General features: G+C 68.6%; 19 protein-coding genes. 9 read left to right on the forward strand and 10 right to left on the reverse strand.

Going from position 1 to position 19,726, the window contains the following annotated elements; all coding sequences use genetic code 11:
- Nucleotides 1-50: 50 nt before the first annotated feature.
- Nucleotides 51-1,028 carry an ABC transporter substrate-binding protein gene (locus ACNJ7K_RS14330; protein WP_159417975.1) on the forward strand — a complete coding sequence of 326 codons (978 nt, stop codon included), beginning with the start codon at nucleotides 51-53 and terminating at the stop codon, nucleotides 1,026-1,028.
- A 7-nt stretch (nucleotides 1,029-1,035) separates the two neighbouring features.
- On the opposite strand, the gene ACNJ7K_RS14335 is transcribed toward ACNJ7K_RS14330, so the two are convergent.
- On the reverse strand, nucleotides 1,036-2,979 hold the full coding sequence (locus tag ACNJ7K_RS14335) for a glycoside hydrolase family 15 protein (protein ID WP_159417976.1): 1,944 nt from the start codon (nucleotides 2,977-2,979) through the stop codon (nucleotides 1,036-1,038).
- Nucleotides 2,980-3,045: 66 nt separating this feature from the next.
- Between ACNJ7K_RS14335 and ACNJ7K_RS14340 the strand changes: the two genes are divergently transcribed.
- The 6 genes from ACNJ7K_RS14340 to ACNJ7K_RS14365 all read left to right on the forward strand — a co-directional run bounded on the left by ACNJ7K_RS14340 (nucleotide 3,046) and on the right by ACNJ7K_RS14365 (nucleotide 7,403).
- A complete protein-coding gene (locus ACNJ7K_RS14340; protein WP_120279718.1) occupies nucleotides 3,046-3,252 on the forward strand; it encodes a hypothetical protein in 207 nt (68 codons plus the stop codon).
- Between the two features lie 171 nt (nucleotides 3,253-3,423).
- Nucleotides 3,424-3,516 carry an Ms4533A family Cys-rich leader peptide gene (locus tag ACNJ7K_RS14345; protein ID WP_315899260.1) on the forward strand — a complete coding sequence of 31 codons (93 nt, stop codon included), beginning with the start codon at nucleotides 3,424-3,426 and terminating at the stop codon, nucleotides 3,514-3,516.
- Between the two features lie 151 nt (nucleotides 3,517-3,667).
- The gene (locus tag ACNJ7K_RS14350) at nucleotides 3,668-4,693 is read left to right on the forward strand and encodes a sulfate ABC transporter substrate-binding protein (protein WP_120279717.1); all 1,026 of its coding nucleotides are present in this window, start codon (nucleotides 3,668-3,670) and stop codon (nucleotides 4,691-4,693) included.
- Between the two features lie 114 nt (nucleotides 4,694-4,807).
- A complete protein-coding gene (gene cysT, locus ACNJ7K_RS14355) occupies nucleotides 4,808-5,605 on the forward strand; it encodes a sulfate ABC transporter permease subunit CysT (protein ID WP_016694104.1) in 798 nt (265 codons plus the stop codon).
- Entirely contained in the window at nucleotides 5,602-6,408 is an 807-nt protein-coding gene (gene cysW / locus ACNJ7K_RS14360) for a sulfate ABC transporter permease subunit CysW (RefSeq protein WP_016694106.1), read from the forward strand. The genes cysT and cysW overlap by 4 nt, the downstream gene beginning before the upstream one ends.
- On the forward strand, nucleotides 6,405-7,403 hold the full coding sequence (locus tag ACNJ7K_RS14365; protein WP_159417977.1) for a sulfate/molybdate ABC transporter ATP-binding protein: 999 nt from the start codon (nucleotides 6,405-6,407) through the stop codon (nucleotides 7,401-7,403). Before cysW ends, ACNJ7K_RS14365 begins: the two co-directional genes overlap by 4 nt.
- Nucleotides 7,404-7,437: 34 nt before the next feature.
- Here the strand turns inward: ACNJ7K_RS14365 and ACNJ7K_RS14370 are convergent, their stop codons facing one another.
- The 7 genes from ACNJ7K_RS14370 to ACNJ7K_RS14400 form a co-directional block, all read right to left on the reverse strand.
- Nucleotides 7,438-8,310 (reverse strand): universal stress protein, encoded by an 873-nt coding sequence (locus tag ACNJ7K_RS14370; protein WP_120279714.1) that lies wholly within the window; start codon nucleotides 8,308-8,310, stop codon nucleotides 7,438-7,440.
- Nucleotides 8,311-8,405: 95 nt separating this feature from the next.
- Complete coding sequence (ppk2, locus tag ACNJ7K_RS14375; RefSeq protein WP_120279713.1) at nucleotides 8,406-9,296, reverse strand: polyphosphate kinase 2; 891 nt, start codon at nucleotides 9,294-9,296, stop codon at nucleotides 8,406-8,408.
- Nucleotides 9,297-9,401: 105 nt separating this feature from the next.
- On the reverse strand, nucleotides 9,402-10,145 hold the full coding sequence (locus ACNJ7K_RS14380) for a sirohydrochlorin chelatase (protein ID WP_120279712.1): 744 nt from the start codon (nucleotides 10,143-10,145) through the stop codon (nucleotides 9,402-9,404).
- A complete protein-coding gene (locus ACNJ7K_RS14385) occupies nucleotides 10,142-11,476 on the reverse strand; it encodes a sulfate adenylyltransferase subunit 1 (protein WP_120279711.1) in 1,335 nt (444 codons plus the stop codon). The genes ACNJ7K_RS14380 and ACNJ7K_RS14385 overlap by 4 nt, the downstream gene beginning before the upstream one ends.
- Before the next feature lie 2 nt (nucleotides 11,477-11,478).
- A complete protein-coding gene (cysD, locus tag ACNJ7K_RS14390; RefSeq protein WP_060651483.1) occupies nucleotides 11,479-12,423 on the reverse strand; it encodes a sulfate adenylyltransferase subunit CysD in 945 nt (314 codons plus the stop codon).
- The gene (locus ACNJ7K_RS14395) at nucleotides 12,420-13,148 is read right to left on the reverse strand and encodes a phosphoadenylyl-sulfate reductase (protein WP_159417978.1); all 729 of its coding nucleotides are present in this window, start codon (nucleotides 13,146-13,148) and stop codon (nucleotides 12,420-12,422) included. Before ACNJ7K_RS14395 ends, cysD begins: the two co-directional genes overlap by 4 nt.
- Before the next feature lie 49 nt (nucleotides 13,149-13,197).
- Nucleotides 13,198-14,913, reverse strand: a complete 1,716-nt coding sequence (locus ACNJ7K_RS14400; RefSeq protein WP_159417979.1) for a nitrite/sulfite reductase — start codon at nucleotides 14,911-14,913, stop codon at nucleotides 13,198-13,200.
- 392 nt (nucleotides 14,914-15,305) lie between these two features.
- On the opposite strand from ACNJ7K_RS14400, the gene hemW reads away from it, so the two are divergent.
- On the forward strand, nucleotides 15,306-16,529 hold the full coding sequence (hemW, locus tag ACNJ7K_RS14405; RefSeq protein WP_230789091.1) for a radical SAM family heme chaperone HemW: 1,224 nt from the start codon (nucleotides 15,306-15,308) through the stop codon (nucleotides 16,527-16,529).
- Between the two features lie 40 nt (nucleotides 16,530-16,569).
- Here hemW and ACNJ7K_RS14410 read toward each other — a convergent pair whose 3' ends face one another.
- Both ACNJ7K_RS14410 and ACNJ7K_RS14415 read right to left on the reverse strand, forming a co-directional pair.
- A complete protein-coding gene (locus tag ACNJ7K_RS14410; RefSeq protein WP_487041831.1) occupies nucleotides 16,570-18,066 on the reverse strand; it encodes a serine/threonine-protein kinase in 1,497 nt (498 codons plus the stop codon).
- A gap of 84 nt (nucleotides 18,067-18,150) precedes the next feature.
- Complete coding sequence (locus ACNJ7K_RS14415; RefSeq protein WP_060651486.1) at nucleotides 18,151-18,504, reverse strand: type II toxin-antitoxin system VapB family antitoxin; 354 nt, start codon at nucleotides 18,502-18,504, stop codon at nucleotides 18,151-18,153.
- Nucleotides 18,505-18,661: 157 nt separating this feature from the next.
- Between ACNJ7K_RS14415 and hrcA the strand changes: the two genes are divergently transcribed.
- Nucleotides 18,662-19,705, forward strand: coding sequence for a heat-inducible transcriptional repressor HrcA (gene hrcA, locus ACNJ7K_RS14420; RefSeq protein WP_088897214.1), 1,044 nt, complete (start codon nucleotides 18,662-18,664; stop codon nucleotides 19,703-19,705).
- Nucleotides 19,706-19,726 lie beyond the last annotated feature (21 nt).

The raw sequence follows: 19,726 nt of genomic DNA on the forward strand, positions 1-19,726 counted from the left end.
GACGTCCCCACTCGAGTTAAGGTGAGCCTTACCTGAAACGGAGGTCGCCCATGCATCGAGTCGTTCTCTCCGCGGTAGCGCTCGTACTGTTCGCCGTCCCGAGTCTCGTCGCGTGTTCGTCGGACACCGAGGAAACCGCGACCGCCGGCGGCGAGACCGTCACTGTCGAGCACTCCTACGGCACGACGACGATCGAGGGCACACCCGAGCGGATCGTCGCGACCTCCAGCCAATGGCTCGACGCCCTCGTCGAACTCGGAGTGCAGCCGGTCGCGTACTACAGCGCCGGCTCGTACGGCGACGATCGCGGCCTCTACCCCTGGCAGACCGACGTCTCCCCGGATGCGGTGGCGCTGAGTCCGACGGCGGAGACGTCGGTGCCCGTCGAGGAGGTCGCCGCTCTCGAACCCGATCTGATTCTCGGCGCGTGGCAGATCGTCTCGCAGAACGACTACGACACGATCTCCGCGGTCGCGCCGACGATCGGACCTCTCGGCGATACCGGCGTGGACCGCTGGGACGAACAGGTGCGCGTGCTCGGTGAGGTTCTCGGCCGCACCGAGGACGCCGAGCGGATCATCGCCGACCGCAACGCCGAGATCGAGGAGGCCGCTCTGCCGGGACTGGAGGGCCGGACCGCCGCGTTGTCGCAGTACGTCACCAACGAGCAACAGGTCGTCGTGGTCGCCGATCCGGACGACGGTGCCGCTGCGCTGTTCACGCAGCTGGGCATGACGCTGCCGCCGACGCTGGTCGCGGAGGGCGGAGCGTCCCAGGGGCGGGTTGTGCTCGGCCCCGAACGCGTCGACGCTCTGGTGGCCGATCTGCTGATCATCCTGCCGCGCGGCGGAACCGAGCAGGACCTGATGGCCCTGCCCGGATTCGACCGGCTGCCCGCCGTCACCGGAGGCGGTCTCGCTGTCGTCGACTTCCCGACGGTCGTCGCGTTCAACACGCCCTCGTCGCTGTCGATCGACTATGCGCTCGACGTGATCCGGCCGCAGCTCGAGGCGGTCGCGAACGCCTGAGACCGGCTCACGGCCCGAGATGCGCGGGCCGGAAGTTGCCCGCCCCGATCTCCCGCTCGGCGCGGATGACGTGGACGACGGCATTGATGAGCGCCAAGTGGGTGAACGCCTGCGGGTAGTTCCCCAGATGGCGTCCGGTCTCGGTGTCGATCTCCTCGGCATAGAGCTTCAAGGGGCTCGCGTAGTCGAGCAGGCGCTGGCACAGTGCGGCCGCCCGCTCGACCTCACCGATCTCGACGAGCGCCGAGACCAGCCAGAACGAGCAGATGGTGAACGAGCCCTCCTTGCCTGCGAGTCCGTCGTCGGTGGTCTCCACCCGGTAGCGCAGCACCAGCCCGTCCTCGGTGAGTTCGTCGGCGATCGCCAGCACCGTGGCCCGCACCCGGGGGTCGTCCGCGGGCAGGAAGCGCAACAAGGGGATCAGCAGCGCCGAGGCGTCGAGCGAGGGGTGGCCGTACCGCTGGGTGAAGACACCGCGTTCGTCGACGCCGTGTTCGAGGACGTCGGCCTTGATCTCCTCGGCGATCGCCGCCCACTTGCGGGCGTAGTCGGGGCGGCCCTGCAGCTCGGCGAGTTTCGCTCCGCGATCGAGGGCAACCCAGCACATGACCTTCGACGATACGAAGTGCTGGGGCTCGCCGCGCACTTCCCAGATGCCGCGATCGGGCTTGCGCCAGTTGGCCGCCGCCTCCTCGACCTGCCGCCGCAGGGTGTGCAGCAACGTCTGGGGGAAGTGTCCGCGGGACTTTACGTGCAGGTACACCGAGTCGAGGAGCGTGCCCCAGATGTCGTGCTGCTGTTGGTGATAGGCGTCGTTGCCGATGCGGACCGGGGTGGCGCCGTCGTAGCCGCTCAGATGCCCGAGGGTCGACTCCGGCAGTTCGCGCTCGCCGCCCACCCCGTACATCACCTGGAGCGGATAGCGGACGCCGTCCGCGTCGCGCGAGACGTCGAGGATGAACGAGAAGAAGTCGTCCGCCTCCCGGTCGAATCCGAGGGTGTACAGACCCCACAGTGCGAAGGTCGAATCGCGTACCCAGGCATAGCGGTAATCCCAGTTTCGCTCTCCGCCAGGTGTTTCCGGAAGAGATGTCGTCGACGCGGCGAGCAGCGCTCCGGTCGGGCTGTAGGTCAGTCCCTTGAGCGTGAGCGCGCTGCGCTGCAGGTAGGTGCGCCAGGGGTGGTCGGGGAAGCGGCCCGTCGTGATCCATTCGCGCCAGTAGTCCTGGGTGGAGACCATCTTGGCGACGGCCTCGTCGAAGGTGTGCGGCATCGGACAGTCCGCCCACGACAAGGCGACGAAGGCCGTGTCGCCCTTGTGGAGTCGGCGTCGCGCGCGGACCTCGCGGTCCTCGATACCGAGGCGCAGATCCGTCGTCATGCGCAGCGTCGGATGCTCGTCCGGTGCGTTCCGGCACACCGCGGTGGCCTCCTCGTAGACCTTGCCGGTGTACCGCCATTCGGTGCGGCCCCGGTGGTAGTCGAAGGCGGGTTCGCAACTGACGTACAGATCCACCGTCCCGTTCACACAGCGCACCGTCCGCAACAGCATGTGCTCGGCCTCCCAGTCGGACGGCGTCCGGCGGTGCGTGGTCGAGCGCTCCTCGACGTCGTACCAGGGCGCCATGACCAGCGCGTCGCGCACGATCATCCAGCCCGTGTCGGTCTGCCAGGTCGTCTCGAGGACCAACCCGCCCGGCAGGTATCGGCGTGCCGCGGGAACGGTGCGGTCGTGCGGCGACAACCGGAAATGACCTGCGCTGCGATCCAGCAACGAACCGAACACGCTGGGGGAGTCGGGTCGCGGCACGCACATCCACTCCACGGTGCCGTCACGCGCGATCAGGCAGGTGCTCTCGCAGTCCGAGAGGAATGCGTAGTCGTCGATGGGCGGGAACACGCTCCGTCGGAAGGGTGACCCCGACAGCGGTGAGGAGTGGTGGTGATCCATTCCTCCATGATCACTGCGGGCCGGGCGGATCGCAGTGCGGTTGCCGAACCTACTAGGGTGTAGGCAATGGATCGGGTGGCTTCGTGGTGGGACGGCTTCGAGCTGTGGCTCGCGGGCCTGTCCTTCGTCCCCCAGGTGGCCCTCGTGCTGGCGGTGCTGGTGCCGGCCTGCTTCGGGGTCGCATGGCTGCTCGATCGGGCGATGGCCGGTGTCTTCGCACTGCTCGGCCGCGGAGAGACGGACTCGCCCGCCACGACGACGGAGGATTGCTGACATGCCGCGTTCGCGCGTGACCCTGGCGCTGATCGCGCTGCTGATCATCGTCGTCGTCGCATGGCTCGTCTCCATGTGAGCACGCCGCTCGCGCATCCGGTTCGGTGCTCGACGCCCGGTGTCCGAATCGTCGATTTCGGTCGACCCTCGACCTCTGCTAATCTCTGCCGCGTGTCCGCGACCACTCTGCCCCGCATCCGCCACGAGTTGGCGTTGATCGCTGTGGGCATGCCTTCGGTCGCCGACATCGACTGTTGTCGCTGAACCCTTCTTCTCTCCGCGGTCCCCATCTTCCGGGCCCTCTCGTCCGTCGGTGCCGCATCCTCGCGAATCCCGGCCGGTCCGATTCCGGCAACCCCTCGTCCGGTGCCGGTCGCGTTCATTCCCCTCGAAACAGCCCCTCAGGAGGCTCGTCATGAAACGTTCCAGGTTCGTCGTCGCGGCGTTCGCCGCGGTCACCGCCCTCTCCCTCACCGCCTGCGCCGGCGGTTCGAGCGACACCGTCGGAGCCGAGAGTGGTGGCGACGGGTCCGGCGGCACGATCAACCTCTACGCCTACGCCGTGCCCAAGGTCGGATTCGATTCGCTGATCCCCGCATTCGAGGCGACCGAAGAGGGCGAGGGTGTCGTCTTCCAGCAGTCCTACGGCGCCTCCGGAGACCAGTCCCGCAAGGTGCGCGACGGCGCCGAGGCCAACTTCGTGAACTTCTCCGTCGAGCCCGACATCACCCGCCTCGTCGAGGCCGGTCTCGTCGACGAGAACTGGAACGACAACGCCTACAACGGGATTCCGTTCGGATCGGTCGTCACCATCGTCGTCCGTGAGGGCAACCCGAAGAACATCCGCGACTGGGACGACCTGCTCCGTCCGGACGTCGAGGTCGTCACCCCCAACCCGTTCAGCTCGGGTTCGGCGAAGTGGAACCTGCTCGCGCCCTATGCCGCGAAGAGCAACGGCGGCGCCGACCCGCAGGCCGGCATCGACTACGTCACCGCATTGGTCACCGACCACGTGAAGGTGCAGCCGAAGTCCGGTCGCGAGGCCACCGAGACCTTCCTGCAGGGCACCGGCGACGTGCTGCTGAGCTACGAGAACGAGGCACTGTTCATCGAGCGCAACGGCGACCCCGTCGAGCACGTCACCCCGCCCGTCACCTTCAAGATCGAGAATCCCGCAGCGGTACTGAAGAACGCGAAGGACGTCGAGGTCGCGCAGGCGTTCAACGACTTCCTGTACACCCCCGAGGCGCAGCGCCTGTGGGCCGAGGCCGGCTTCCGGCCCGTCGATCCGACCGTCGCCGAGGAGTTCGCCGACGAGTTCCCGCAGCCGGAGAAGCTGTGGACCGTCGCCGATCTCGGTGGCTGGGAGACCGTGAACGAGGAGCTGTTCGCCGACAGCACCGGCACCATCGCGGTGATCTACGACAACGCGACGAAGTAGAGCGCGCGCGTGACCATCTCGGAACACACCGCCGGGTCGGGAGATTCGTCTCCCGCCCCGGCGGGTTCGCGTCGCGGGCCGTCCGCCGCGGCCCCCGCCCGACGGCGTCGCCGGATGTTCACCGGCGCCGTCGGGCCCCTCGGTATCGGCATCGCCACCCTGTGGTTGAGCCTGATCGTCCTGCTTCCCCTCGCGGCCCTGGCCTTCCACTCCGTCTCGGACGGTCTCGGGACCTTCGTCGATGCGATCACCGCTCCGGCCGCCCTGGCGACCCTGCGGATCACCGTCGTCGTCTCGCTGGTCGTCGCGGCGATCAACGCGGTGATGGGCACGGTGATCGCCTGGGTGCTCGTCCGCGACGAGTTCCCGGGGAAGAAGTTCGTCAACGCCCTCATCGATCTCCCCTTCGCCCTGCCGACGATCGTCGCGAGCATCGTGCTGCTCTCGCTGTACGGGCCGCAGAGCCCGATCGGTGTGCAGCTCAACGCGACCGAGCCGGGACTGGTGGTGGCGCTGGCATTCGTCACGCTGCCGTTCGTGGTGCGCTCGGTGCAGCCGGTGCTCATCGAGGCCGACCGTGAGGTCGAGGAGGCCGCCGCCTCGCTCGGAGCCGGCAACTTCACGATCTTCCGCACGGTCGTGCTGCCCGTGCTCGCACCGGCCGTCCTCGGCGGCACCGGCCTGGCGTTCGCCCGTGCCATCGGTGAGTACGGCTCGATCGTGCTCATCGGCGGCAACATCCCGTACAAGACCCAGGTCGCGTCGCAGTACATCCAACAGCAGATCGAGATCGACCGGCCGGTCAACGCCGCCGCGGTCTCCGTCGCGCTGCTGGTGATCGCCTTCGTCGTGCTGTTCGTCCTGCGCCTGGTCGCGAACCGGGGGCTGCGCCGAGAGGAGGACGACCGGTGAAACCGTCCGTCGCATCCCGACTGTCGCTGCGCTTCGTCGCGCTCGCCTATCTGTTCGTGCTGCTGCTCGTCCCGATCGGGGTGATCCTCTACCGCACCTTCGAGAACGGCATCGTGGCGTTCGCCGAGTCGATCAGCACTCCCGCCGCGATCTCGGCGCTGAACCTGTCGCTGCTGATCGTCGCGATCGTCGTTCCCGTGAACGTGATCTTCGGCATCGTCGTCGCGCTGGCCCTCGTCCGCGGCAGATTCCCGGGGAGAGGACTGCTGCAGGCCGTCGTCGACCTGCCCTTCGCGGTCTCGCCCATCGTCGTGGGTGTCGCCCTGATCATGCTGTGGGGCGCCAACGGCTGGTTCGGTGCCGTCGAGGATCTCGGCTTCAAGGTGATCTTCGGGCTGCCGGGCATGGTGCTCGCGACGATCTTCGTGACGCTGCCGTTCGTCGTGCGCGAGGTCGAACCGGTGCTGCGCGAGATCGGGGAGGAGCAGGAGCAGGCCGCCGCGACCCTCGGTGCGAACACCTGGCAGACCTTCTGGCGGATCACGCTGCCGGCGATCCGCTGGGGCCTGACCTACGGCATCGTCCTCACCGTCGCCCGGGCCCTCGGCGAGTTCGGCGCCGTCATCATGGTCTCGTCCGGCTTCCCCGGCGTCTCCCAGACCCTGACGTTGCTCGTGCACGCCCGGTACATCGACGACCACAACACCTTCGGCGCCTACAGCGCCGCGACCCTGCTCATGGCCATCGCGGTGATCGTCCTGCTGCTGATGACCCTGCTCGACCGGAAGAGGAGCACCGAATGATCACCGTCACCGGGGCGCGCAAGAACTACGGAGACTTCGCCGCACTCGACGACGTCGGCATCGACATCCCGTCCGGCTCGCTCACCGCCCTGCTCGGACCGTCCGGTTCGGGGAAGTCGACACTGCTGCGTTCGATCGCCGGCCTCGAGACCCTCGACGCGGGCACCGTCCACATCGCCGGCAAGGACGTCACCGGCGTCACCCCGCAGAAGCGCGACATCGGTTTCGTGTTCCAGCACTATGCCGCGTTCAAGCACATGACGGTGCGCGAGAACGTCGCCTTCGGACTCAAGATCCGCAAGCGACCCAAGGACGAGATCACGAAGCGGGTCGACGACCTGCTCGAGATCGTCGGGCTCGGGGGGTTCCAGCGACGCTATCCGGCGCAGTTGTCCGGCGGCCAGCGTCAGCGCATGGCCCTCGCCCGTGCCCTCGCCGTCGACCCGCAGGTGCTGCTGCTCGACGAACCGTTCGGCGCCCTGGACGCGAAGGTCCGCGCCGACCTGCGGACCTGGCTGCGCCGCCTGCACGACGAGGTGCACGTGACCACCGTGCTCGTCACGCACGACCAGGAAGAGGCGCTCGACGTCGCCGACCGCATCGCGGTGATGAACGCCGGACGCATCGAACAGGTCGGAACGCCGGAGGAACTCTACGATCGCCCGGCGAACAGCTTCGTGATGTCGTTCCTCGGGACGGTGTCCAAGCTCAACGGCGTGCTGGTGCGGCCGCACGACATCCGGCTCGCCCGGCGACCCGCGCTCTCCGACACCTCCGGCGGTTCGGTCGGTGTCACGCGGGCGACCGTCGAGCGTGTGGTCCGGCTGGGCTTCGAGGTCCGTGTCGAACTACGCAACGACGCGACCGGTGAGCAGTTCACGACGCAGATCACCCGCGGCGAAGCCCACGACCTGGGTCTCGTCGCGGGCGACACGGTCTACGCGCACGCTCCCGCCGCGTCGGAGACCGCCCCGCTCGGTACCGCCGCGCAGTAACCGAGCGGGGGACTCGAGGGTCACGCGGGTCGGCTCAGTGGGCCTCGGTCTCCGACCGGTGGTGGGCCCGGCAGATCATGACCGGACAGCAACTGTGGTGGATGAGTCCCTGGCTGCTCGAGCCGACCACCGCAGCGGCCAGCGGACTCCGGCCGTGGCTGCCCACCACCACGAGCTGGGCGCTCTTGGATTCCTCGAGCAGGACGATGTCGGGCTTGCCCCGCTCGACCCGGTAGGAGACCTCGACGTCGGGGAACCGCTCGGTGTGCCCGGAGGTATGCGACTTCATCTCCTCCCTCCGGTGCTCGACGTAGGCAGTCCAGTCCGTGAACCGTGATCCCTCGCCGTAGGTGAGCGTGGACTGCTCTGTCCACGTGTGGATCGCGACGAGCGGTGCCTCGAGCGCCGCTGCGGTCGCGAACGCGTGCTCGACGGCCTCCGCACTGACCTCGGTGCCGTCCACGCCGACGACGACCGGACGGCCGTCGGGTGGCTGGAATCCCTCGCGGCTGCGCCACGTCACCACCGGGCATTCGGCGTGGTTGGCGACCGACACGACGTCGGAGCGCCGCACCATCGACTGCCATTCGGTGGTGGTGGTGTGACCGAGGACGATCATCCGTGCCTCGCGCGACAGGTCGGTGAGCACGCGATCCGGCTTGCCCGACGGGGTGGACCGCCGGACCTCCACCCGGTCGACTGCGCCACGAACGGCTGCTTCCGCGGCGGTGAGAACGGCCTCCGACGGGTCGGTCCCGTTGTCGGAGGTGGGGGGATGAACGTGCACCAGGTCGATCGGTTCGCCGAGACGTCGGGCGACGCACGCGGCCCACCGGGCCGCATCGAGTGCGCTGTCCGATCCGTCGATGCCGACGACGATTCCGTGACCGACATTGGCTGTGCCCATGCTGCCTCCTCGCGTCACCGTCCAGTGTGGTACGGATCACAGGCTGCGCGCCAGCCCTGCGCGCCTCGGCACGCCGGAGCACGACCTCCCGGCAGTTAGTCGCCGACGGCGTCCTTGCCGCGCTGGACGATCTTCGGGTCGGCCGGGAAGACGATCTGACGGTCCTTGTCGTCGTACTCGAACTGGTTCAGGAAGAACCGCATCGCGTTGATCCGGGCCCGCTTCTTGTCGTTCGACTTGATCGTCGTCCACGGGGCGTGATCGGTGTCGGTGCGACGGAACATCTCTTCCTTCGCCTCGGTGTACTGGTCCCACTTGTCGAGCGATTCGAGGTCCATCTCCGACAGCTTCCAGCGGCGGACGGGGTCGAGCTGGCGAATCGCGAACCGCGTGCGCTGTTCGTTCTGCGTGACCGAGAACCAGAATTTGGTCAGCGAGATCCCGGCGTCGACGATGAGCTGCTCGAACATCGGGATCTGAGTGATGAAGCGTTCGTACTCGTCGTCGCTGCAGAACCCCATGACGCGTTCGACCCCGGCACGGTTGTACCAGGAGCGGTCGAACAGCACGAGCTCACCGGCGGTGGGGAAGTGCTGGATGTAGCGCTGCATGTACCACTGGCCCTGCTCGCGGTCGGACGGCTTGTTGAGCGCGACGGTCCGGGCGTGCCGGACGTTGATGTACTCCTGGAACCGCTTGATGGTGCCGCCCTTGCCGGCGGCGTCGCGACCTTCGAACACGATGATGTGCTTGGACCCGTTGTCCTTGGCCCACGACTGGAACTTCAGCAGTTCGATCTGCAGGAGGTACTTCTCGACCTCGTAGGTGGCGCGGTCCATCCGGGTGTCGTACGGATAGTTCTCCCGCCAGGTGTCGACGGCCCGGCCCTCGATGTCGATCAGATCGGGGTCCTCACCGTGGTCGTCGCGCACCGAATAGCCCTCCGTGCGGAGCCGGTCGATGTAGCGACGGAGTTCGTTCTGCACGCGAGGTCCTCCCGGATCACCGATGTCGTCGAACGACGACTGTGACTCCGTTGTAGCGGAGGAATGCGAATCGTGCGTGAACTCGGGCGGAGAGTCGGACGCGACTCAGGCGACGCGCAGTCCGCGCCGGCGGTGCACGGCCTCGGTGTAGCGCTGGGTGATCACCCGCGCGACGGCATCGTGCCGGGTGAGGGTCTCCGCGACCCGCACGTGCCCGAGACTCTCGGCCTCGGCGCAGGCGCGGTCCCACAGCAGTCCGGGGGCGAGGATCCACGGCGTCAGCACGACGGTGCGTGCGCCGCGGGAGGTGAGATCGGCGAGGGTCGTTCCGACCGACGGGCCGGTGGTGGCGAAGCACGCCGCGGCCTGCGTCCACGCCGTCCCGGCGAGGATGCGGGGCACGACGAGTTCTGTCGCCCGGTTCGCTTCGGGGCGCCGCGATCCCACCGCGCACACCGCGACACCGACGGACGGATCATCGACCGACACCCCCGTGGCCGTGATCAGGTCGCGAGCCGCGTCGACGAGGAGATCATCGTCGCCGAGGATCGGCGAGCACAGCACCTCGAGCAACGGATGACGTTGCTGCGCCTCGTGCAACAGGGCCGGCAGATCGACCCGCGCGTGGAAGGCGCTGCCGAGCAGCAGTGGCACCACCGCGACCTGCCGATGCCCGTCCGCGGCGAGCGCGTCGAGGACCTGCCCGACCGAGGGGGTGTTCAGGTCCAGGAACGCGAGTCGCACGTCCAGACCGGGGTTCTCGGCCCGGACGGTGTCGAGCGCGGCAGCCACGGCCCGCGCCGAACGCGGGTCGCGGCTGCCGTGCGCGACGGCGACGAGCGGCATCATGCCGGGACGCGGTCCCCGAGCTCGATGTCGGCGAGTCCGTCGCCCACGAGACCCGCAGCCAGGGTGTTGCCCCCGGCCGGATCGATGAGCAGGAAGCTGCCGCTACGGCGGTTGACGCGGTAGTCGTCCGCGGCGATCGGCTCGGCCACACGCACCGTGATGCGCGCGATCTCGTTGAGCTCGATGCTGTCCGGGCTCGGGACGGAGGAGAGGTTCTGCTCGTCGAACCGCTCGTCGATCGTGCCGACGATGGCCTGCGTGGTGCGGGTGCCGTGCTTGAGCAGCAGCCGGGCGCCGGGACGCAGCGGCTTCTCGGCGAGCCAGCACACGGTGGCCTCGAACTCCGACAGCGGCTCGGGTGCCGCCTCCGGGGTGGCGATGATGTCGCCGCGGGAGACGTCGACGTCGTCGGCGAGCACCAGGGTCACCGACCGGCCGGCGTGCGCGACATCGAATGCGCCGTCGGCACTGTCGATGCGCTCGACGGTGGTGCGGACACCGGACGGCAGCACGACGACCTCGTCGCCGGGGCGCACGGAGCCTGCCGCGACCTGACCGGCGTAGCCGCGGTAGTCGGGGAACTCGGCGGTGCGGGGACGGATCACGTACTGCACCGGGAAGCGCAGACCGGTCTCGTGCCGGCCGTGCACGTCGGCGTCGACGGGGACCGACTCGAGGTACTCGATGAGGGTCGGGCCGTCGTAGTAGGGGGTGTTCTCGCTGCGCACCGCCACGTTGTCGCCGTGCAGCGCGGAGACCGGGATCTCCTGCACGTCCTCGGGGGCCCAGCCGAGCGAGCTCGTCAGTTCGCCGAACTCGGCGGAGATCTGCGCGAACACCGAGGCCGGATCCTCGACGAGGTCGATCTTGTTGACCGCGAGGACGAGCTTCGGCACACCGAGCAGGGCCAGCACGGCGGCGTGCTTACGGGTCTGCGAGACGACACCCTTGCGCGCGTCGACCAGCAGGACGACGAGCTGTGCGGTGGACGCACCCGACACCGTGTTGCGGGTGTACTGGACGTGACCCGGCGTGTCGGCCAGGACGAAGCTGCGCTTCGGCGTCGCGAAGTAGCGGTAGGCCACGTCGATGGTGATGCCCTGCTCACGCTCGGCGCGCAGGCCGTCGACGAGCAGCGACAGGTCGGGGGTGTCGAGGCCGCGGTCGACCGACGCGCGGGTGACGGCGTCGATCTGGTCGGCGAGCACGGACTTGGTGTCGTAGAGCAGCCGGCCCACCAGGGTGGACTTGCCGTCGTCGACCGAACCGGCGGTGGCGAGGCGCAGCAGCTGCGTGTCGCTCTGCACGCTCCGCTCGTGAAGGTCGCTCATGATCAGAAATAGCCCTCTCGCTTGCGGTCTTCCATCGCCGCTTCGGAAACCCGGTCGTCGCCGCGGGTGGCGCCGCGCTCGGTCAGTCGTGATGCCGCGACCTCGGCGAGGATTTCCTCGTTCGTGGAGGCCTCGGACAGGATCGCGCCGGTGGTCGATCCGTCGCCGACGGTGCGGTAGCGCACCGAACGCGTCTCGAGCTCTTCGCCTTCGGCCGGACCACCCCAGACACCCGGGGTCATCCACATGCCGTCGCGGCGGTAGACGGGACGCTCGTGCGCGTAGTAGATGCTCGCCAGTTCGACGTTCTCGCGGGCGATGTAGCGCCAGATGTCGAGCTCGGTGAAGTTGCTCAGCGGGAAGACCCGCACGTGCTCACCCGGTGCGTGCTTCCCGTTGTACAGATTCCACAGCTCCGGACGCTGACGCTTCGGATCCCACTGGCCGAATGCGTTGCGCAGCGAGAAGATCCGCTCCTTGGCGCGCGAACGCTCCTCGTCGCGGCGGCCGCCGCCGAAGACGGCGTCGAACCGGTTCTCCGAGATCGCGTCGAGCAGCGGCACGGTCTGCAGCGGGTTGCGGATGCCGTCGGGACGCTCGGTGAGCCGGCCGTCGGCGAGGTAGTCCTCGACGCTCGCGACGTGCAGTCGCAGGTTGTACTTCTCGACGACGTGGTCGCGGAACTCGAGGACCTCGGGGAGGTTGTGGCCGGTGTCGACGTGCAACAGCGCGAAGGGCAGCGGCGCGGGCCAGAACGCCTTGATCGCGAGGTGCAGCAGGACGGTGGAGTCCTTGCCTCCCGAGAACAGGATGACGGGGCGCTCGAACTCGCCCGCGACCTCGCGGAAGACGTGGATCGCTTCCGACTCGAGGGCGTCGAGGGTGTCGAACCGGTTGCCGTCCAGCAGCGTCCGGGTCTCGGTGGGATTCGTATCGGTGAGTGTCATGAGGCGTGCAACCCGCATTCGGTCTTGGCTCGGCCGGCCCAGCGCCCGCTGCGCGGATCGGCTCCGGGAAGTGGTTTGGTGGTGCACGGGGCGCACCCGATGGACGGGTAGCCCTCGTCGACGAGGGGATTGACGAGGATCCCGTGTTCGTCGATGTAGTTCTGCATGTCCTCGTCGGACCATGCCGCGATCGGATTGATCTTCACCAGTCCGAACGCGTCGTCGAACGAGATCAGCGGTGCGTTCGCGCGGGTGGGCGCCTCGACACGGCGGATGCCGGTCACCCAGGCGCGGTAGCCCTTCAGGCTCTCCTTCAGCGGCACCACCTTGCGCAGACGGCAGCACTCGTTCGGGTCGCGAGCGAACAGATCCTTGCCGAGCAGGGCGTCCTGCTCCGCGACGGACTGCTGCGCCCGGGCGTCGACGATGTTCACGCCGTACACCTGCTCCACCGCATCGCGCGTGCCGAGCGTCTCGGCGAAGTGGTAGCCGGTGTCGAGGAACAGCACGTCCACGCCGGGGCGCTGCTGCGCGGCCAGATGGACCAGGACACCGTCCTGCATGTTGGACGCGACGATGTACCCGCTACGTCCACCGTCGGTGGTGGGGGTACCGAAGGTCTCGTCCGTCCACCGCAGGAGTTCCTGCGCCGACGCACCCTCGAGTTCTGCCGCCCCCTGCGCGGCAATACTCCGGAGCTCGTCGATGTTCGTATCGATCGTCATCGCGTCCCTTCCCGATCCGTCTTCGTGTCGACCGCTGCAGCAGTGCCCGTCATCGCAGGTCTGCCTCCTCGGCGCGGACGACCCATTCGCCGAAGCGCTCGCCGGGCGTGCGCTCCTTGACGAAGGTGCGCACCACCCGCTCGATGTAGTCGCCGAGCTCGGCGCTGGTGACCTTGTGCTGGCGCAGCTTGCGTCCGAACTTCGCGTCGAAGCCCAGCGCACCGCCGAGGTGCACCTGGAAACCCTCGACCTGGTTGCCCTCACCGTCGTCGACGAGCTGCCCCTTGAAGCCGATGTCGGCGATCTGGGAGCGCGCGCACGAGTTCGGGCAGCCGTTGATGTTGATCGTCACCGGGACGTCGAGCTGCGCGTTGATGTCGGCGAGACGCTCCTCGAGCTCGGGCACGAGGGCCTGCGAACGCTTGCGCGTCTCGACGAAGGACAGCTTGCAGAACTCGATTCCCGTGCACGCCATGAGGTTCTTGCGCCACGGCGACGGCGAGGCCGGCAGACCCAGCGCCTCGAGCTCGGTGACGAGCTGCTCGACCTTGTCGTCGGCCACGTCGAGCACGATCAGCTTCTGGTACGGCGTGAACCGGATCCGGTCCGAACCCGCACGTTCGGCGGCGTCGGCGACCTTCGACAGGATCGTGCCCGAGACACGACCGGCGATCGGCGCGACACCCACGGCGTTGAGGCCGTTGCGCAGCTTCTGGACACCGACGTGATCGATCGGACGCTCCGGTGCGGCCGGGGCCGGGCCGTCGATCAGCGGACGCTTCAGGTACTCGGTCTCGAGCACCTCGCGGAACTTCTCGATGCCCCAGTCCTTGATGAGGAACTTCAGGCGTGCCTTGGACCGCAGCCGGCGGTAGCCGTAGTCGCGGAAGATCGCGACGACGCCTTCCCACACATCGGCGACCTCCTCGAGCGGCACCCACGCGCCGACCCGCTGCGCGAGCATCGGGTTCGTGGACAGGCCGCCGCCGACCCACAGGTCGAAGCCGGGGCCGTGCTCGGGGTGCTCGACGCCGATGAAGGCGACGTCGTTGATCTCGTGCACGACGTCCTGCTGGCCGGAGATCGCGGTCTTGAATTTGCGCGGCAGGTTCGAGTACTCGGGGTTGCCGATGTAGCGGCGCACGATCTCGTCGATCGCCGGGGTGCCGTCGATGATCTCGTCGAGGGACTCACCGGCGAGCGGCGAACCGAGCACGACGCGGGGGCAGTCGCCGCACGCCTCGGTGGTCTTCAGGCCGACCGATTCGAGGCGACGCCAGATCTCGGGGACGTTCTCGACCTCGATCCAGTGGTACTGGACGTTCTCGCGGTCGGACAGGTCGGCGGTGTCGCGACCGAACTCGGTGGAGATACCGGCGATCGTCCGCAGCTGCGCGAGATTCAGGGCGCCGGCGTCGCAGCGCACCCGCATCATGAAGTACTTCGCCTCGAGCAGGTCGATGTTCTCGTCACCGGTGTAGGTGCCGTCGTAGCCCTGCTCGCGCTGGGTGTACAGACCCCACCAGCGGAAGCGGCCACGCAGATCGCTCTTGTCGATTCCGTCGAAACCGGTTTGCGCGTAGATGTTCTCGATGCGCTTGCGGACGTTGAGCGGGTTGTCGTCCTTCTTCGTCTGCTCGTTGGCGTTGAGCGGCTCCCGGTAACCGAGGGCCCACTGGCCCTCGGCGCGACGCTTGGCGGGACGCGCGCGGCGGGCGGGAGTGGCCGACTCGTCGGCGGGCGTGACGTCGGTGGTCGACGACATACAGGGTCTCCTGATATTCGCTGGAACCGGATCGACGAGCGCAGGAGGGGGCTGACCTCGTGCACGCATGCTTCGACCCGGCGGGATCTGGGATGTGCCGGGGAGTGCCGACTAGAGACAGTCGGCGCAGAGACAAGCGGCGCAAGGCAGACAACAGGATGCGCAGACGCGCTTGAAGTCGACGTGGCGTCGCGCCACGAGTCGCACTCCGTGTCCTGTCATGCGGACCATTGTGCCATGTCACCGGGGCGATTCCGAATTGCGGGCGGTATTTCCACCCAATTTTCGGGAAATGTCGAGGTAGGGGCGTCGCGCGCGGAACCGCCCTTCGGGTCTCTGGAACACTGGAGGGCGTGAACAGCACTGAGATCGGTCGACGCACCGGCACGGAAATCGGTATCGCGGGTCGTCCGGCCGGTCTCGAACTTCCCGCTTCGGCACTCGCCGGCGTGGGGACGCGACCGTTCGGCGTGTACGTGCACGTGCCCTTCTGCGCGACCCGCTGCGGCTACTGCGACTTCAACACCTACACGGCCGGGGAACTCGGCAGCGCGGCCTCGCCGCAGTCCTGGCTCGAGGGTCTGCGCCGCGAACTCGACGCCGGTGCCCGGCTGCTGTCCGAGGCCGGACGACCGGCCCCCGCCGCCGAGACGGTCTTCGTCGGCGGCGGAACGCCCTCGCTGCTCGGCGCGGACGGTCTCGCGCAGGTACTCGACGCGATCCGCGACTCGTTCGGGCTCGCCCCCGGCGCCGAGGTGACGACCGAATCGAACCCGGAGTCGACCTCCACGGAGTTCTTCTCGTCGATCCGCGAGGCCGGATACACCCGCGTGTCGCTCGGCATGCAGTCCGCGGCGCCCCACGTGCTGGCGGTCCTCGACCGCACCCACACACCCGGGCGTCCCGTCGCGGCGGCGAAGGAAGCGCGCGCGGCCGGTTTCGGCCACGTCAACCTCGATCTGATCTACGGCACTCCGGGCGAGCGCGACGCCGACCTCGACGCCTCCCTCGATGCCGTGCTCGAAGCGGGGGTCGACCATGTCTCGGCGTACGCGCTCATCGTCGAGGACGGCACCGCCCTCGCCCGCCGTGTCCGTCGCGGCGAGCTGCCGGCCCCGGACGACGACGTGCTCGCATCGCGGTACGAGCGGATCGACGCGCGACTCGCCGACGCCGGGATGACCTGGTACGAGGTGTCCAACTGGGCGAAGGCCGACGATCCGTCGGCGCGCTGCGCCCACAACCTCGGTTACTGGGACGGCGGCGACTGGTGGGGCGCCGGGCCGGGCGCGCACAGCCATGTCGGCGGCGTGCGCTGGTGGAACGTCAAGCATCCGGCCCGCTACGCGTCGACCCTCGCCGACGGAGCCCTGCCCGTTGCGGGAAGCGAACATCTCACGGCCGAGGACCGGCACACCGAACTCGTCATGCTCACCGTGCGGCTGCGCACGGGCCTGCCGTTGTCGGAGCTCGACGACGGTGAGCGCGTCGCGGCGGAGACGGTGGTCGCCGACGGGCTCGCTGTGGAGCGCGACGATCATCTCGTGCTGACCGACCGGGGCAGGCTGCTCGCCGACGCGGTGGTCCGCACCATCCTGCTCGGCGCGGACGACTGACCGTCCGGTCGCGTCACGCCGCTCCGACCGACCGGTCGCGTCATGCCGCTCCGATGCGCTCCGAGTCGTAGACCGACAGCCGCCCACGGTTCTCGACCACCGACACCCAGCGCTTCTCCGACTCGGTCCGGCCGTCGACGGTGACGAACGTCAGGGTGACGATCACACTCGACGCATCGCGGGGCTCCACGGCATCCACCGAGACGGACCGGATCGTCGGCCAGAACTCCTCGAAGCCGGCCCGGCCGACCTTTCCCGCGTAGTGGGGATCGAACAACGCCCAGGCCTGTTCGGTGTCGTCCGGGAGCAACGCGTAGTAGTCCCGCACGAAGGTCGCCATGCGCTCGAAACTCGGCGGTGACTCCGACGAGGTCGGTTCGGGTGACGTCGATCCGGGTGAGGACGGAACGGTGGAGGGTGTCGAGGTCTCCGCCGGGAGTGGACTCGTGGCACCGGCGGACGGCGAGTCGCCGGTGTCCCGCCCGAGGACGAAGGCGAGCACCGCCCCCACTGCGATCACCGCGGCGGCGACCGCGAGTGCCACGACCGCACCGCGGCGCGGTGCACGCGCCGAAGGTGGGGGAGGAGGCCCCATCGGGGGTCGGTTCGGGAAGGTCGGCGGGCCCGTCCAGCTCGACGGGTTCACCGCGGTCGGCGGGATCACCGCCGTGGGCGGCGGTCCGGGCTCGACCTTCCGGAGCGGGACCGGTGCCCCGCGCGGCGGCCGTCGGTCCATCGTGCTCCGAGCCAGGTCCTCGGCGAGTTCACCGGCCCGGCGATACCGATCCTCGACCCGCTTGGCCATCCCACGTGCGACGACGCCGTCCAGCGCGGCGGGGAGGCCGGGCACGAGGTCGGTCGGACGCGGCGGCGGTTTCGTCAGATGGGAGGCGACGTGCTGGGCGGTGCTGTCGGTGGCGAACGGTGCTCGTCCGGTGAGGCACTGGAACAACACGCAGGTCAGCGCGTAAATGTCGGAACCCGGCCCGGATCGGCCGTCGAAGCGTTCCGGGGCCATGTAGGCGAGAGTGCCGATCGCCCCGGCCTCGCGGGTGAGCGCGGTCTGACCGTCGGCATGTGCGATCCCGAAGTCGATCAGATAGGTATGGCCGCTGGGGTGCAGCACGATGTTGGCCGGTTTGACGTCCCGGTGCACCAGTCCCGCATCGTGTGCGGCGTCGAGAGCCGCAGCGACCTGGCCGATCACGCGCACGGTGCGGTCGAGCGGCAGGGAACCTTCACGTCGTAGGACGGTGCCGAGATCCTCGCCCTCGAGCAGGGCCATGTCGATGTACAGCCGTCCGTCGATCTCACCGAAATTGTGGATCGGGACGATGTTCGGATGGCGGAGCTTGGAGACGGCCGGGGCCTCACGATCGAAACGCGCGCGGTATCCGGCGTCGTCGGCGAGTTCCGGCGGCAGGACCTTGACCGCGACCTGACGATCGGTGACCGAGTCGAATGCGCACCACACCTGACCCATCCCGCCCTGGCCGAGCCGGGTCTGCAGTTCGTAGCGGCCGAACGTCTCGCCCATGCCATTCCTTCCCGGTCGGTGTCCGAGAGCTCGGGCGGTCCGTCGGACGTCGGTCGAAACGGGGCGAATCCACCCCTGATCGGGCTATGCGGGAGACGGGCCCCGAACCTCGGCGCCCGGGTCGGGCACGCCACCGGGAATCAGCACGTCGTACTCGAAGACACGCACGTGCAGCACCGGCCGGTTCCGCAGCGCGGACTGCACGGCACGGTGGAGCCCGTCCTCGAGGTACAGCACGCCCTGCCACTGGACGGCGTGTGGGAACAGATCGCCGTAGAAGGTCGAGTCCTCCGACAACAGCCGGTCGAGTTCGAGCACCTTCGTCGTCGTGACGATCTCGTCGAGGCGCACCTGGCGGGGCGGAATCCTCGACCAGTCGCGCAGAGACAGTCCGTGATCGGGATACGGTTTGCCGTCCCGGACGCCCTTGAAGATCATGCGGACACATTACGGGGGACGCGCCGACGGCGTCGCCTCCGGTTCGGGGTGGTGTCGCACACGTGCCCGACACCTTCGAGGTCGTCGCGCGATTAGACTGGCAGGGTACGGCCCCGAGAGGTGCAGTCCTGCAGGCGGCGGAAACGGAGGTGGCGGGTTGTCGAGTACCGAGGAGCGGAGATTCAAGGTCTTGCGCGCCATCGTGGCGGATTACGTGTCCACCAAGGAGCCGATCGGCTCCAAGACTCTCGTCGACCGGCACAACCTCGGTGTGTCCAGCGCCACGGTCCGTAACGACATGGCTGTGCTCGAAGCAGAGGGATACATCACACAGACCCACACGAGCTCGGGACGCGTGCCCACCGACAAGGGCTACCGCCAGTTCGTCGACAGGATCGCGGAGGTCAAACCGCTCTCGTCGGCCGAGCGCCGCGCGATCCTGCAGTTCCTCGAATCGGGCGTCGACCTGGACGACGTGCTGCGCCGCGCGGTGCGGTTGCTCGCGCAGCTCACCCGCCAGGTCGCGGTCGTGCAGTACCCGACGCTCTCGGCGTCGTCCGTGCGACATCTCGAGGTGGTCGGGCTGACACCGGCGCGGCTGCTGCTCGTGCTCATCACCGACTCGGGCCGCGTCGATCAGCGCATCGTCGAACTCGGCGACGTGATCGACGAGGACGGCCTGTCGCGGCTGCGTGAGCTGCTCGGTGGGGCATTGACGGGCAAGCGGCTCGCCGCGGCTTCCGTCGCGGTCACCGAGCTCGCCGACAACGCACCGGACGATCTGCGCGACGCGCTCATCCGGTGCACCACCGTGCTGGTGGAGACCCTCGTCGAGCACCCCGAGGAGCGTCTCGTGCTCGGAGGCACCGCCAATCTCACCCGTAACGCCGCCGACTTCGACGGCCACGGGATAGTGCCGGGTTCGTTGCGCACGGTCCTCGAAGCCCTCGAGGAGCAGGTCGTGGTGCTCAAACTGCTCGCGTCCAGCCAGGACGCCGGCCGGGTCACCGTCCGCATCGGTGAGGAGACCCAGTTCGAGGAGATGCGCACCACCTCGGTCGTGTCCACCGGTTACGGGGCCGCGGGTACGGTCTTCGGTGGTCTGGGGGTGCTCGGCCCCACCCGGATGGACTATCCGGGAACCATCGCATCGGTCGCCACCGTTGCGAGATATATCGGTGAGGTGCTCGGCGAACGCTGAGCACCGTCCATTTTGCTCTGT

It is taken from the genome of Rhodococcus shunpengi (assembly GCF_048381395.1).
In the GTDB taxonomy this organism is placed as follows: Bacteria; Actinomycetota; Actinomycetes; order Mycobacteriales; family Mycobacteriaceae; genus Rhodococcus.

Excerpts from the sequence above, each read along its gene's own strand:
- ACNJ7K_RS14385 (WP_120279711.1), bottom strand. The coding sequence starts at position 11,476 with ATGAGCGACCTTCACGAGCGGAGCGTGCAGAGCGACACGCAGCTGCTG.
- ACNJ7K_RS14340 (WP_120279718.1), top strand. The coding sequence starts at position 3,046 with ATGGATCGGGTGGCTTCGTGGTGGGACGGCTTCGAGCTGTGGCTCGCG.
- ACNJ7K_RS14395 (WP_159417978.1), bottom strand. The coding sequence starts at position 13,148 with ATGACGATCGATACGAACATCGACGAGCTCCGGAGTATTGCCGCGCAG.
- ACNJ7K_RS14370 (WP_120279714.1), bottom strand. The coding sequence starts at position 8,310 with ATGGGCACAGCCAATGTCGGTCACGGAATCGTCGTCGGCATCGACGGA.
- cysT (WP_016694104.1), top strand. The coding sequence starts at position 4,808 with ATGTTCACCGGCGCCGTCGGGCCCCTCGGTATCGGCATCGCCACCCTG.
- ACNJ7K_RS14380 (WP_120279712.1), bottom strand. The coding sequence starts at position 10,145 with ATGATGCCGCTCGTCGCCGTCGCGCACGGCAGCCGCGACCCGCGTTCG.
- ACNJ7K_RS14410 (WP_487041831.1), bottom strand. The coding sequence starts at position 18,066 with ATGGGCGAGACGTTCGGCCGCTACGAACTGCAGACCCGGCTCGGCCAG.
- ACNJ7K_RS14335 (WP_159417976.1), bottom strand. The coding sequence starts at position 2,979 with ATGGATCACCACCACTCCTCACCGCTGTCGGGGTCACCCTTCCGACGG.
- ACNJ7K_RS14365 (WP_159417977.1), top strand. The coding sequence starts at position 6,405 with ATGATCACCGTCACCGGGGCGCGCAAGAACTACGGAGACTTCGCCGCA.
- ACNJ7K_RS14415 (WP_060651486.1), bottom strand. The coding sequence starts at position 18,504 with ATGATCTTCAAGGGCGTCCGGGACGGCAAACCGTATCCCGATCACGGA.
- ACNJ7K_RS14330 (WP_159417975.1), top strand. The coding sequence starts at position 51 with ATGCATCGAGTCGTTCTCTCCGCGGTAGCGCTCGTACTGTTCGCCGTC.
- ACNJ7K_RS14400 (WP_159417979.1), bottom strand. The coding sequence starts at position 14,913 with ATGTCGTCGACCACCGACGTCACGCCCGCCGACGAGTCGGCCACTCCC.
- cysD (WP_060651483.1), bottom strand. The coding sequence starts at position 12,423 with ATGACACTCACCGATACGAATCCCACCGAGACCCGGACGCTGCTGGAC.
- ACNJ7K_RS14350 (WP_120279717.1), top strand. The coding sequence starts at position 3,668 with ATGAAACGTTCCAGGTTCGTCGTCGCGGCGTTCGCCGCGGTCACCGCC.